At 60.9% G+C, this 13,630-nt stretch carries 13 protein-coding genes; 4 read left to right on the forward strand and 9 right to left on the reverse strand.

Annotated elements, in window-relative coordinates; all coding sequences use genetic code 11:
* Window positions 1-15 precede the first annotated feature (15 nt).
* On the reverse strand, window positions 16-423 hold the full coding sequence (locus MTP41_RS09600) for a hypothetical protein (protein ID WP_207698823.1): 408 nt from the start codon (window positions 421-423) through the stop codon (window positions 16-18).
* 184 nt (window positions 424-607) lie between these two features.
* On the opposite strand from MTP41_RS09600, the gene gltX reads away from it, so the two are divergent.
* The 4 genes from gltX (at window position 608) to MTP41_RS09620 (ending at window position 5,790) form a co-directional block, all read left to right on the forward strand.
* Window positions 608-2,077: a glutamate--tRNA ligase gene (gene gltX / locus MTP41_RS09605; protein WP_082210819.1), complete on the forward strand. Its 1,470-nt coding sequence runs from the start codon at window positions 608-610 to the stop codon at window positions 2,075-2,077.
* Between the two features lie 185 nt (window positions 2,078-2,262).
* A complete protein-coding gene (locus tag MTP41_RS09610; protein ID WP_249235411.1) occupies window positions 2,263-4,551 on the forward strand; it encodes a PP2C family protein-serine/threonine phosphatase in 2,289 nt (762 codons plus the stop codon).
* 81 nt (window positions 4,552-4,632) lie between these two features.
* The gene (locus MTP41_RS09615; protein WP_249235412.1) at window positions 4,633-5,580 is read left to right on the forward strand and encodes a pectinesterase family protein; all 948 of its coding nucleotides are present in this window, start codon (window positions 4,633-4,635) and stop codon (window positions 5,578-5,580) included.
* A 48-nt stretch (window positions 5,581-5,628) separates the two neighbouring features.
* On the forward strand, window positions 5,629-5,790 hold the full coding sequence (locus MTP41_RS09620) for a hypothetical protein (RefSeq protein ID WP_165852638.1): 162 nt from the start codon (window positions 5,629-5,631) through the stop codon (window positions 5,788-5,790).
* A gap of 104 nt (window positions 5,791-5,894) precedes the next feature.
* On the opposite strand, the gene MTP41_RS09625 is transcribed toward MTP41_RS09620, so the two are convergent.
* From MTP41_RS09625 to moaC, 8 genes are all read right to left on the reverse strand, one after another.
* Window positions 5,895-7,421 carry a sensor histidine kinase gene (locus MTP41_RS09625; protein WP_249235413.1) on the reverse strand — a complete coding sequence of 509 codons (1,527 nt, stop codon included), beginning with the start codon at window positions 7,419-7,421 and terminating at the stop codon, window positions 5,895-5,897.
* Between the two features lie 18 nt (window positions 7,422-7,439).
* Complete coding sequence (locus tag MTP41_RS09630; RefSeq protein WP_044953253.1) at window positions 7,440-8,126, reverse strand: response regulator transcription factor; 687 nt, start codon at window positions 8,124-8,126, stop codon at window positions 7,440-7,442.
* A gap of 352 nt (window positions 8,127-8,478) precedes the next feature.
* Window positions 8,479-9,525 (reverse strand): sulfate/molybdate ABC transporter ATP-binding protein, encoded by a 1,047-nt coding sequence (locus MTP41_RS09635; protein WP_249235414.1) that lies wholly within the window; start codon window positions 9,523-9,525, stop codon window positions 8,479-8,481.
* Complete coding sequence (gene modB / locus MTP41_RS09640) at window positions 9,522-10,193, reverse strand: molybdate ABC transporter permease subunit (RefSeq protein WP_249235415.1); 672 nt, start codon at window positions 10,191-10,193, stop codon at window positions 9,522-9,524. Before modB ends, MTP41_RS09635 begins: the two co-directional genes overlap by 4 nt.
* A 60-nt stretch (window positions 10,194-10,253) precedes the next feature.
* Window positions 10,254-11,141 carry a molybdate ABC transporter substrate-binding protein gene (modA, locus tag MTP41_RS09645; protein WP_249235416.1) on the reverse strand — a complete coding sequence of 296 codons (888 nt, stop codon included), beginning with the start codon at window positions 11,139-11,141 and terminating at the stop codon, window positions 10,254-10,256.
* Between the two features lie 79 nt (window positions 11,142-11,220).
* Complete coding sequence (locus tag MTP41_RS09650) at window positions 11,221-12,153, reverse strand: MOSC domain-containing protein (RefSeq protein WP_249235417.1); 933 nt, start codon at window positions 12,151-12,153, stop codon at window positions 11,221-11,223.
* Between the two features lie 9 nt (window positions 12,154-12,162).
* Window positions 12,163-13,131: a GTP 3',8-cyclase MoaA gene (gene moaA, locus MTP41_RS09655; protein ID WP_249235418.1), complete on the reverse strand. Its 969-nt coding sequence runs from the start codon at window positions 13,129-13,131 to the stop codon at window positions 12,163-12,165.
* Window positions 13,124-13,621 (reverse strand): cyclic pyranopterin monophosphate synthase MoaC, encoded by a 498-nt coding sequence (gene moaC / locus MTP41_RS09660; protein WP_249235419.1) that lies wholly within the window; start codon window positions 13,619-13,621, stop codon window positions 13,124-13,126. The genes moaA and moaC overlap by 8 nt, the downstream gene beginning before the upstream one ends.
* Between the last annotated feature and the right edge of the window lie 9 nt (window positions 13,622-13,630).

Raw genomic sequence — 13,630 nt, forward strand, 5'->3', positions numbered from 1 at the left:
AAACTGGAATTTTTGTTATTCTACGATACCTTCAATATAGCTGTAATCAATATTTCCCTTTGTAACAGAATAGAAAAATGGATCTTTTCTAATTGTATCATCTGAATTGATAATAAAATTATTCCAATCGCCTGCCTCGTTGCCATCAGACAAATAAATAGTAACTTTGAAACTATATCCCATATATCCCAAAGACGGCTTTGACCGCTTTAATTCGACGCCATTCAAATTTTCGACAATATGCTGAATCTGCTCTTTGTCGGTAATATGTGTTGCGTTTCCGCTATTGCCATTGAAAACAACTATTTCCATGACCTCATTAGGGTCTAAGTCCATCAAGTCGAGTGGAATATTAAACCATACAACAATGCCCATCAAAAGAATTATCACAACAGACAGCAATAGGATGATTTTCTTTTTCATATCAGCTCAACTCCTTTGTCAACTTTCGATTTGTTGAATCAAGTATAGCATGTTGCGAACAAAAGGAAAAGGGTTAGATGTGAATGCATGATGTTATCCCGCATTGACAAAACTGCGCAGAATCAGTACAATAAAACATAGCTATCCGCAAATTTTTTGCATGAGAATAAAGGAGCGTTTTTCTATGCCGAGCAATAAAGTCCGCACCCGTTTTGCGCCGTCGCCCACGGGTTATATGCACGTTGGCAACCTGCGCACTGCCCTGTACACCTACCTGATGGCAAAGCACGAGGATGGCACCTTCATCCTGCGCATCGAGGATACCGATCAGGGCCGCTATGTGGAGGGCGCTGTGGATGTCATCTACAACACCCTGCGGGAGACCGGCCTGCTGTGGGACGAAGGCCCGGACATCGGCGGCCCCGTGGGCCCCTATGTGCAGAGCGAGCGCATGGGCATGTTCAAACAGTATGCCGAGCAGCTGGTGGCTGAGGGCAAGGCATATTATTGCTTCTGCACCGAGGAGCGTCTGGAGGCCCTGCACGCCGAGCAGCGCGCCAACGGTGAGATGACCCACTACGACGGCTGCTGCCGCGACCTGCCCAAGGAGGAAGTGGAAAAGCGTCTTGCTGCCGGGGAACCCTATGTTATCCGCCAGAAGATCCCCCGCGAGGGCGTGACCGGCTTCGACGATGTGGTGTACGGCCACATCGAGGTGAACAACAGCGAGATGGACGACCAGATCCTCATCAAGACCGACGGCATGCCCACCTACAACTTTGCAAATGTGGTGGACGATCACCTCATGGGCATCACCCACGTGATCCGCGGCAGCGAGTATCTGTCCTCTACCCCCAAGTACAACCTGCTGTATCAGGCATTCGGCTGGGAGATCCCCACCTACATCCACTGCCCGCCGGTCATGAAGGATGCGCAGAATAAGCTTTCCAAGCGCAACGGCGATGCCAGCTATCAGGATCTGGTGGCAAAGGGCTACCTGACCGAGGCCGTGCTGAACTACATCTGCCTGCTGGGCTGGAGCCCCAAGGGCGAGTATGCCGAGCAGGAGATCTTCTCCCTGCCGGAGCTGGTCAAGATCTGGTCTCCGGACGGCATCTCCAAGTCTCCGGCCATCTTCGATCCCCTCAAACTGCGGGCCATCAACGCGGAATATATCCGCCGCCTGTCCCCGGAAGAGTTCCAGAAGAAGGCGGAGCCGTGGATCGACAAGGCCGTGCACACCTCCATCGACAAAAAGCTGCTGTGCGCAAACCTGCAGCCCCGCTGCGAAGTGCTGGGCGAGATCCCGGAGCAGCTGGATTTCTTTGATGCGATGCCCGAGTACGATGTGAGCATGTACGCCAACAAGAAGCAGAAGACCACCCCGGAGACCGCCAAGGAGGCACTGGAAGCCCTGCTGCCTGTGCTCAGCGACGAAGCACTGGATTTTGGCAATCGCGATGCCGTCTTCGATGCCTGCAAGGCCAAGGCTGAGGAGCTGGGCAAGAAGAACGGCTGGCTGCTGTACCCGCTGGGCATTGCCCTTTCTGGCAAGCAGCGCACCCCCGGCGGCGGCACCGACCTTGCCTGCATGATGGGCCGCGAAACCACCCTTGCCCGCGTAAAAGCGGCAATTGAAAAGCTGAACGGCTGATTTTTGCCATAAAACCACAAAGCTCTGCAGCATTTTTGAACGCTGCAGGGCTTTTTTGCGTCTTTGGGCCGGTTTGCGGCAGAACACTGCACCGCGCCAAAAATCGCCGCGCGCCCGCGCTACAGTATATGCAGAAAGCGCGGGGAACAGAACCACAACGCCCCGCCGGAAAGCGGGGAGTTTTTATGACAGAGCGGATGGGTCTGGCAGCGGTCGGGCGGCAGAACAGACAGCGGGCAGCGCTGGCACGGCGGGCGGAGCTGCGCCCGGCAGCGCGCAGGCTGGCGGCTGTGGCAGTGGGATTTGCAGGCGGCTGGGCCGTTCTGTACGGTGCACTGATGCCTTTTGGTCTGGGTTTTGTGCTGGGCTTTGCAGAGGATTGCTTTGCCCCCTGTGCGGCGGGTGCGGCGCTGGGTGTGCTGCTGCACGGGTTTGGCGCGCTCTCGCTGCGCAGTGTCTGTATGCTGTGCGCATTGGGTGCTGCAGTGGCAGCGCGGTGGATGGGTGCCAGAACACTGACCCCGGCGGTGCTGGCGGGCTGCGGCACGCTGGTGGGCGTGGCGCTGTGCTTTGCCTTTGGCGGCGGCGGGGCAGAGCTGGTGTTTTACAGTGCGGCAGATGCCCTGCTGGCCGCAGCCATGGGCTTTTGTCTGCGGCAGTTTGCGCCCGAAAAGCCGGGTGCCGGGATGCTTCTGGTGGGAGCGGCCGCAGCGGCGGCACTGGGCAGCATACAGCTGTGGCAGCTGCTGCCGGGCGTGATCGTCTGCGCGGCGCTGGAACTGTATTTATGCAGCAAAGGGCAGGCCAAAGCCGCGCTTGCGGCCTGCGCGGTGCTGGGCGCTGCGCTGTGCGCGGCAGACCCGGCTCTCAGCTTTGCGGCATCCGGCCTTGCCTGTGCCACGGCGGCAGCGGCAGTGCTGGCACCCGGACGGCGCATGGAAACGGTAGCCGCCTACGCGGGCGGCTGCGTGACCGGTGCACTCTGTGTGCAGCCGCCCGGGAGCGCGTTCCAATATCTGCTGAACGTCTGCATCGGCATCACGGCCGTAGCGGCCATGCCCGCAGCGTGGCTTGTGCCGGAGCCGGAAGAAAAGCCGCAGGCAGGGCAGGCCCAGCCGCAGCAGTACAGTGCAGCGGCCACCCGGCTGGAACAGGTGTCCCAGAGCCTTGCATCGCTGGCAGAGACCGTGAACGATGTCTACGAAACGCTGCCGCACCGGCGTGAGGATTTCCATTGGGTAATTGATAACACCCATGATACCCTTTGTTTTAACTGCGGACGGCGGGATACCTGCTGGAAGCAGGAGTATGCCGCCACGCTGGAGGGCATGGAAGCACTGCGCCCTCTGCTGGAAAGCAGCGGCGGGCTGGAAACGGCTCAATTGCCCGGGCAATTATCCCGGTGCATCCATCCGGCAGCACTGTGCGCAGCGGCAAACCGCTCCTTTGCGCTGTACCGCAGCCGCAAGGAGGCCCGCCTTCATGCCGAAGCCATGCGCACTGCCCTGACCGAGCAGTACAGCGCCGTGGCCGAAGCGCTGGGCGTGTTGGGAGAGCAGCTGGGCCGTCCGGGCGACCCGGAACCCTATAAATCCGGCCGGGTGGCGGACTTTTTTGCGCAGCTTGGCACTCCGCCGCAGGAGTGTGCCGTCACGCTGGATGATCTGGGCCGCACCCATGCGGCGGTCACGCTGCCGCGCACCCGCTTCTCGGCGCAGGAGCTGGCCGCGCTGGCCGGGGAGGTGGGCCGCATCTGCCGCCGCACGCTGGAAGTGCCGCAGGTGCTTTCCTGCAAGGGAATGACCACCCTGCTGTTCAGCGAAAAGCCTGTGCTGCGGGCCGTGTTCGGCATGGCGGGCGCGGCGGCGCGGGGCAGTATTTCCGGCGATGCGGTGCAGCAGTTCTGCAGCCCGGCGGCAGCGCAGATGATCCTGTGCGACGGCATGGGCACCGGCAGGCCTGCAGCCGTGGATGGCAACCTTGCCGCCGAGCTGACGGCCCGGCTGCTCAAGGCGGGCTTTACCGCAGAGCTGGCGGCAAGGCTGGTCAACGTGGCCCTTGCCCTGAAAAGTGAGGATGAGAGCGGTGCCACGCTGGACCTCATCAGCGTGGATCTTTACACCGGCACGGCAAGGCTGTTCAAGGCCGGTGCGGCACCGGGCTTCCTTGTGCACGGTGGGCGGGTGCGTGCTGTGGGCGACACCAGCCTGCCGGTGGGCATTCTGGGCGGAGTGAACGGACAGAGCCGGGTGGTGCATTTGACGGTGGGCGATTATGCGGTGCTGGTCTCGGACGGGCTGCTGGTGGACGGCCCGGGCTGGGTGGCAAAGCAGCTGGAGCTTTCCGCTGCGGCAGGAGAAGCGCCGGAAAAAGTTGCAAAAACGCTGGTGGAAACGGCCCGCGTGCGCGCCCAGAAGACCGGCAGGCCGGACGACATTACGGCGGCGGTGCTGCGGCTGGAAAAATGCGTTTGATGTTCATACAAACTTCGTTGATTTTCGACGGAGGAGAAGGTATACTATGGAAGCATAGAAACAAAACGGGAGGACAGAAACATGCTTACCATAACCGTAGCGCAGGATGGCAGCGGCGATTTTGCTTCGGTGTCCGAAGCGGTGCTGGCCGTGCCTTATGCCTGCGCAGCAGAGATCCGCATTGGCCCGGGCGTTTACCGCGAAAAGTTGGTGTGCGAAAAACAGGATATCACCCTGATCGGCGCAGGCATAGAAAGCACCCGCATCGTGTGGGGCGACGGCGGCAGGCTGCCGCACCCGGACGGCAGGCCCACCCACACCTTCCGCAGCTATACCGCGTTTTTCCGGGGGATAGAACTGCGGGTGCGGGACCTGACCATTGAAAACGATGCCGGCCCCGGGGCAAAGGTGGGGCAGGCCGTGGCGGCTTATGTGGACTGCGCTCACACCCTCTTTGAGAATGTGCGGCTGCTGAGCAATCAGGATACGCTGTTCTGCGCCCCTCTGCCGGAGAAGGAGCGGGAGAAGGATGGCTTCCTTGGCCCGGGCCGTTTTGCGCCCCGCCGCCCGACGGCCCAGTATTACCGGCACTGCGAGATCGCGGGAGATATCGATTTTATTTTTGGCGGCGCGGACGCTCTGTTTGAGCAGTGCACCATCCGCACCGTGAACAACCACCTGCCTGCAAGCTACGTCACGGCTCCCTCGGGCCGTGCCGATGGCCTCGGGTTTGTGTTCTGGGACTGCGATTTTGTCTCGGACAACTGCCCGGCGGGCACGGTGTTTCTGGGCAGGCCGTGGCGGCCCACCGGTAAAACGGCTGTGCTGGACTGCCGCCTGGGAGCCCACATTGCACCGGAAGGCTTTTCGCCCTGGCAGAGCCGCACCGACTCGGACCTTGCCAGCTTTGCGGAAGCGGGCAGCACCGGCGCAGGCGCTGTGCCGCGCGGTGCATGGGTGAAGCAGTTGGACAGCCAGCAGGCCGAAGAGCTGCTCAGATGTGCACGGAAGCTTTGCAGACCGGAATAAAAGCGGAAAATATAAAATAAAGTATAAAACGGATTTGAAGGATCTTCTATGAAAAAACTGCCGAATTTTGTCAAATGGATCATCATTCTGGCGGCACTGGCTGCAATGGGCTGGATGATGTGGGCTGTGAATGATCGTGCCTCCCGGGTGGAAATGCCCGCACCGGATAATACATTCGGAATTTATCGCACAGCAGATTCCAGCCAGTAAATCATTTGGAATGGCCGCAACATTGCGGGCAGAAACGATGCTCTATAGAAAAAGCAAAAGCCGGGACGACCACACGGTCATCCCGGCTTTAAAATTATTCCTGATTATTCCTGCCCGGCCATCTCGGCTGCATTGGCGGGCAGGTCGTTCATGATGAACCAGAACGTAGTGCCCATGCCGATGGCGCTCTGCACACCAAAGCGGAAGCCGTGCTGCTGGAAGATGGCCTTGGTGATGGAAAGGCCCAGACCGGTGCCCTGCTTGCCGGCATCCGAACGGGAGCGGTAGTACCGATCAAAGATATAGGGCAGGTCGTCGGCAGAGATGCCGGGGCCGTGGTCCTCCACCTCGATCCGCACGCCCTCGGTGCAGCGCTGGGCCCGCAGGATGAAGATGCCGTCTTTGCCGATATGGTGCATGGCGTTGCCCAGCAGGTTATGCAGTGCGCGCTGCATCATGTTGGGGTCTGCGTAAACGGGCAGTTCCTCGTCCGGCAGCTCCAGCTGGAGCTGCCAGCCGTTCTGGGCGCAGATGGCATCGTACCGTTCACTCACCTCGTCGCACAGCTGGCCCATATCAAAGTGCACGCGCTCGCATTTGTCGGCACCGCTGGTCACCTTGCTCAGCTCCATCACGCTGGAGACCAGTGCGGTCAGGCGGTCGGTCTCGTCCACGATAATGTTCATCTGCTCATCGCGGTGGGCCTTGTCGTCGCCGGTAATGTCGCGCACCGTCTCGGCATAGCCCTTGATAAGGGTCAGCGGGGTGCGCAGGTCGTGGGAGACGTTGGCCAGCAGGTCGCGCTGCATCTGCGAAGAATGCTGCACCTCGCTTGCCATGTGGTTGAAGTCCCGGGCCAAATCGCCCAGCTCATCGCTGCGGCGGGTATCCACCTGCACGGCATAGTTGCCCATGGCCATCTGGCGGGCAGCGCTGGAAAGCTGGCGCAGCGGCTTTGTGAACCACTCACTGAACAGCCATGCCGCTGTCATGGCAAAGGCAAAGATCAGCGCCGCTGCCATGGGCAGCACGGTGCTCAGCACCTTGCCGGCTTCGGCCACATGCACAAGGCTGGTAGTGACCAGAACGGTGTACTCGCCGCCGGAGGTGTTGCGCCCTACCAGCAGCTGTGCCGAGCCGGAGAGCCGCGGCGGATTCAGGGTCTGCACAAAGCCGCCGGTGGTGCGGCATTTCTTGCGCATGGCCACAGCGGTGGAAACGATCATATCGTTGTTGGCGGAATCCGAGAGCAGCGTTTCGTGCAGGTTGCAGTAGGACTGGTTCTCGATCTTATAGATCGTGCGCATGGTGGTATCGGAAATATCCACACAGAAGCTGTTCAGCGAACCGCTGGCGTACAGCTGGGTGGCAAGCCGGTCAAAAAACGTGGTGTTGACCGTAAGATGGCCAAAAGACCATGCCGAAAGGGATTCGCCGTTTGCAATAGCCTTGTCCAGCTCGGAGGTGATGCTTTCTGCCTGAGTGGTCAGCTGTTTTTCAATGTGCTTGGTGTACAGCGGTTCCAGCAGCTGGGTGGACAGAAACCACACCAGTGCCAGCAGGAACAGACAGATACAACACAAAAACCACATCAGCTGGCCGCGGATGCCGGGGGAGTGATGGTGCCGCATGAATCCTCCGCTCCTTTATCAGCGCGTTGCGTCGGGGTCGAATTTGTAGCCGATGCCCCACACGGTAGCAATGTAGCTGCGGCACTTGCCCAGATGGCCCCGCAGCATTTTGACATGGGTATCCACGGTGCGGTCCTCGCCAAAGTAGTCGTAGTTCCACACCTTCTGCAGGATCTTTTCACGGCTGAGGGCGATGCCCTTGTTGGAAGCAAGGAACACCAGCAGGTCGAACTCCTTGGGGGTCAGGGCCACCTCCTCGCCGGAAACGCGCACCGTGTGGCTGGCCGTGTCGATGGTCAGCTCACCAAAGGTCATGGTGTCGGAGGCAGCGGCGGGCTTGGGCATGGTGCGGTTCAGCACGGCCTTGACGCGGGCTACCAGCTCACGGGGAGAGAAGGGCTTGACAACGTAGTCGTCGGCACCGCTCTCCAGGCCGGCCAGCTTGTCGTATTCCTCGCCGCGGGCGGTCAGGATGATGACCGGCGTGTTGATGTGGCGGGCGCGCATCTCCCGCAGGCAGGTCATACCGTCCATGAACGGCATCATCAGGTCCAGAATGACCAGATCGAAGGCTCCGCCGGAAAGCTGGGTCAGCGCAGCTGTTCCGTCAGCGGCCTCTTCACAGATATAACCGGAATATTGTAAATGTTCGCGGATCAGCTCGCGGATGCGCGGCTCATCGTCAACGATCAGGATCTTAGCCATAATACAGACACCTTCCTCAATAATAGACTTCTTGACCAGAATATCATACAGCAAGAATAAAAAAAAGCTGTGAAGTTTGCGTGAATGCTTTTCAAAAAAAGTGCCCGCAGCGGCGGGCTGCTTCCAGTACCAGTATACCACAGAAAAACGGCCCTGCACAGCCGGAGTTTGCAGGGCAGACCGCAGGCCCAGCCGGATGGTGGTGCTTTCCGACCTGCACAATTCCGAGTTTGGCGCATATAATAGTGAGCTTGTGGATAAGGTGCGGCTGTTTGGCCGTGGGATGTGCTGTGCGGCTTTGCAAAGCCGCTGCTTTCCACAGCGCCCTGCAGGGCGGTTTTTACGCTGTCCGTCACCCCAGCGGCATGATGTTCTGCGGTGCAGTGCCCAGAAACGCCGGTGCCTCCGGCGACGCAGCGGTCAGGTTCGTCTTGCTCACCTTCCACCACAGGCGGGTGGTGCCGTCCGGCGCGGTAAAGATCAGGTTCCAGTCAAAGGGATTCTCGCTGGTGGAGTTCAGCTGCACTGGCAGAGCGTTCGGCGCAGCTGGTGCGCAGGGGGCAAAGTCGTGGGCGCGGATGCCCACGGCGGTGCAGGTTTCCGGCACCTCGGCGGCAAGGTGAAGGGGCGCATCCCAGCCAGTCAGGCGCACGGTGTGGGCATCCACGCGGGTGCAGGACAGAATGTTCTTGCAGCCGGTCAGCCGTGCAGCGGTGGTGCTCTGCGGGTCTGCAAACACCTCTTTGGTGCCGCCGGTGCGCAGCACCTGCCCGCCATCCATCACGATCATATCCCGGCACAGGCGGTAGGCTTCGTCACGGTTGTGGGTGACCAGCAGCGCCGTGCCGCCAAACCCGGCCAGCAGGCTGCCCACTTCGCCCTCCACTTCCTCGCGCAGGTAGCTGTCCAGCGCACTGAACGGCTCGTCCAGCATCAGAATTTTGGGCCTGCCCACAAGGATGCGTGCCAGCGCGGTGCGCTGCTGCTGTCCGCCGGAAAGCTGGGCCGGGTAGCGCTTGGCAAGGGATTCCAGCCGCATGGCCTGCAGCATTTCGGCGCAGCGGGCCTTGCGGGCGGCCTTGTCTTTTTCGGCTTTCAGGCCGCAGAGCACGTTCTGCTCCACGGTCATGTTGGGGAACAGTGCGTAGTTCTGGAACAGCAGGCCCACGCCGCGCTGCTGCGGCGGCAGGTCGATGTGCTGGGCGCTGTCAAACAGCACCCGGCCGTCCAGTACGATGCGGCCCGCATCCGGCTTTACGATACCGGCAATGCAGCGCAGGGTCATGCTTTTGCCGCAGCCGGACGCGCCCAGAATGGCTGTGGCGGTGCTGCGCGCGGCAAAGTTGGCGTGAAGGGTAAAGCCATCCAGCTTTTTGGTAATGTTCACTTCAAGACTCATGCGCGGACACCTGCTTTCTGTTTTTTCTCCAGCAGATTCACGGCCAGCAGCACCACTGCCGAGATCACGATATCCACCAGCACCCAGCGCATGGCACCGGCTTCGTCGTTGGTGCGCCACAGCTGGTACACGGTGGTGGCAATGGTGGCGGTCTTGCCGGGGGTGTAGCCTGCGATCATGCTGGTGGCACCGTACTCGCCCAGCGCGCGGGCAAAGGCCAGCACCGTGCCGGCCAGAATGCCCTGACGGCAGCAGGGCATCCGCACCCGCCAGAAGATCCACACGTCCGACTGGCCCAGCGTTTGCGCCGACCATGCCAGCGTTTCGTCAAAGCTTTCAAAGGTGCCGCGGGCGGTGCGGTACATCAGCGGAAAGGCCACCACGATGGATGCAAAGATGGCACTGTACCAGTTCATGACCAGCTTCACGCCGAAATGCTCCATGAAAAAGGCACCCAGCGGCCGCTTTGCGCCGAACAAAAGCAGTAGAAAATAGCCCACCACCGTGGGCGGCAGCACCATGGGCAGGGTGAGCACCACGTCCAGCGCGCCCTTGACAGTGCGCGGCAGCTTGGCAATATAGTAGGCGGCAAAAATGCCAAGGAAGAACACCGCCGCGCAGCTGACGAGGGCGATGCGCAGGCTGTTCCAAAGGGGATACCAGTCCATAAATGATACCTCCGAATAAAAAGGCTTCCCCCGGAGGGGAAGCTCTGAAAAACAACGGATTTACAGTGCGCTGAAGCCCACGCTCTCGAACACGGTCGCGGCGCGGTCGGTCTGCAGATAGGCCAGAAACTCCCTGGCAGCCTCGGCGTTGGGGGCGGCCTTCAGCACGGTGGCAGGGTAGATGACCTGACCGCACATCTCCTTGGTGGCCTCATCCACGGGGGTCAGGCCTGCGCTGTAGGCATCGGTGCGGTACACGACACCGGCATCCACGCTGGCTTCGGTGATCTGGGTGGTGACCTCCTTGACGTTGGAGCCGTAGGTGATGACACCGGCTGCGGCCAGTGCTTCCTCGTCCAGAGCGTAGTAGGCAAGGATCTTCTGGGTGTACTGGCCCACGGGCACATCGCTGTTGCCCATGCAGAACAGAATGTCCTCGGCCTTGAGGTGCTCGGCCAGAGAATCGAAGCTGTCGATGCCCTTATCGCCATTCTCGGGCACGCACAGAACGACCTTGTTCTCCAGCAGGTCCACGCGGGAATCGCTGTCCACGAAGTCCAGTCCTTCGGTGTTCACATCGGCGGAAGCGGTGCTGTCCAGCTGGTTCATCTGCTTCTGACCGGCGGAGATGAACAGGTCGCAGTCCGCGCCTTCCTGAATCTGGGTCTTGAGGGTGCCGGAGGAGTCGAAGTTGAAGCGGAAGGTCACCTCCGGGTGTTCTGCCGAGTAGGTCTCACCGATGGCGGTGAGGGTCTCGGTGAGGGATGCGGCGGCAAACACGATCAGCTCCATGGATCCACCGGTAGCTTCAGAAGAAGCAGCGGCAGAGCCTGCCACGGAAGATGCAGTGCTGGAAGCGGAGGAGCCGCAGGCGGTCAGGGCCGCAGCGGCACCGGCGATACCGGCAGCAGCCAGAAAGCTGCGGCGGGAAATTTTAGTGTTGTTCATGATAAGCGCTCCTGTTTTTAAAATGAATCTTTGCATTTGATACGGTACAGGATGCGGTGCCGCCCACCGGGATACTTTTTTACTTCCGGGCGCATTCGCCGTCCAGCCCGGCGGCAAGGCGGATGCCGTGCGCAAGGCTGGGCAGGATGTACTCGAGGTTTTCTTTTACGGCCTTGGGGCTTCCCGGCAGGTTCACGATCAGGGTCTTGCCGCGCAGCACGCTGACACCGCGGCTGAGCATCCCGCGTGGTGTGATGGTAAGGCTATGGTACCGCATGGCCTCGGCAATGCCGGGCGCGTTGCGTTCGGCTACGCTCAAAGTCACCTCCGGGGTGATATCCCGGGGTGCAAAGCCGGTGCCGCCGGTGGTGAGGATCAGGTTCACCTGACGGGCATCCGCAAGGCGCAGCAGCTGGGTTTTGAGCTGGGCGGCATCGTCCGGCAGAAGCAGCGCTTCCTCCACCTTGTAGCCTGTGGCGGTGAGCATTTCCATAATGAGCGGGCCGCTTTTGTCCTCCCGTTCGCCGCGGCTGCCCTTATCGGAAAGGGTGATCACTGCCGCGCGCAGGGGCAGATCTGCCGGGGTGGGCAGCAGCTTCATCTCGTCGCCGGTGTGGATGGTGCCGCCTTTTACCACCCGTGCGAACACGCCCTCCCGCGGCATGATGCAGTCGCCGGTCTGCCGGCGGATGGCGCAGCCGCTGTGGCACTCCTTGCCGATCTGGGTCATTTCCAGCACGGCATCCCCAATGGCAAAAAAGCTGGGCACCGGCAGGGTGGCAAGATCGAACCCTTCCACCACCAGATTTTCGCCAAAGGCACCGTAGTCCACCCAGAGCTTTTGACGGAAAGCTTCAATTTTTTCCGCGCTCAGCAGGCTGACCTGCCGGTGCCAGCTGCCGCCGTGGGCATCGCCCACAATACCCCACTCCGGGGTGAGAACAGCGGACGGCACCGGTGTTTTCAAGGTGCCGCGCCGGGGGCTTGTGCAGATAGCCAGAATTTTACCCATAAATTTGTGTTATCCTCCGATCCGGTACATCCCTCGTGTGGCGGGCATGGAGCCTTGGCCGAAGTGATGTTCCCGGGGTTTTGCCAGAATCGTGTTTTGAATGGCCTGCAAAAGGGCCGCGTCGTCCGCGCCGCTGCGCAGCAGAGCACGCAGGTCGGTGCCGGATTCGCTGGCAAGGCACGGACGCAGAAAGCCCTGACTTGTCAGCCGCACCCGGTTGCAGGAAGCGCAGAATTTGCCGTGCACGGCAGCAATCAACCCGATGCTGCCGCGCCAGCCGGGCGCAGAATAATACACCGCCGGCCCATCGCCAAAGGCCGCACCGGTCACCGGCTGCAGCCGCGGCCAGCGGCGGTAAAAGCGCTCCAGCAGTTCCGGGCCGGAAAGGCCGGGCAGCCCGGCACCAAAGCCAATGGGCATCATCTCAATAAAGCGCACCTGCAGCGGATGCTCCTGTGCGAAGGCAGCAAGGCTTTCCAGCTCGCCCTCGTTCACGCCGGGCTGCGGCACACAGTTCAGCTTGACCGGAATGCCGCTGGCAAGGGCCGCCCGGATGCCGTTTTGCACGGCGGCAAGCTCGTCTTTGCCGGTGATGCGCCGGAAGGTCTCCGGGTGCAAGGTGTCAAGGCTGATGTTCACGCTGTCAAGGCCCGCCGCCAGCAGGGCGGGCAGCTTCTGGGCCAGCAGCACGCCGTTGGTGGTAAGGGCAACGCGGCGGATGCCGGGAATGGCTTTCAGGCCCGCCGTCAGTTGTTCCACGCCCCGGCGCACCAGCGGTTCACCGCCGGTGATGCGCACCGTGTCGATGCCGCACTGGGCGAACAGCGCAGCCAGCCGCAGAAATTCCTCATAGGTCAGAATATCTTCGTGAGCCAGCTTTGGCACGCCGTCCGGCATACAGTAGCGGCAGCGCAGGTTGCACAGGTCGGTGACCGAAAGGCGCAGATAGTGGATATTGCGGCCGTATGCATCAAACATAGCCGCCCTCGGCCCGCACATAGTGCCCGCTCTTGCCGCCGGTCTTCTCGACCAAGTGGATCTCGCCCAGCTCCATGCCCTTATCCACGGCCTTGCACATATCGTAGATGGTGAGCAGCGCGGCAGAAACGCCGGTCAGAGCTTCCATTTCCACGCCGGTCACGCCGATGGTCCTGGCGGTGCACACGGCCTCTACGGCCTGCTGTTCGGGCAGAAGGTGAAAATCCACAGTCAGCTTGCTCAGCGGCAGCGGATGGCACAGGGGGATCAGCTCGCTGGTGCGCTTGGCCGCCATGATGCCTGCAATGCGGGCCACGCCAAGCACGTCGCCCTTCTGGGCGGTGCCGTCCCGAACAGCGGCAAAGGCTGCCGCATTCATAGTGATGATGCCGCGGGCCACAGCCTGCCGTGCAGTGACGGGCTTTTCGCTCACATCCACCATCACGGCGCTGCCGGACGCATCAAAATGAGTCAGATTCTTTTCGTTCATAAAGATCGT

It is taken from the genome of Faecalibacterium sp. I4-3-84 (assembly GCF_023347255.1).
Classification (GTDB): Bacteria; Bacillota; Clostridia; order Oscillospirales; family Ruminococcaceae; genus Faecalibacterium; species Faecalibacterium taiwanense.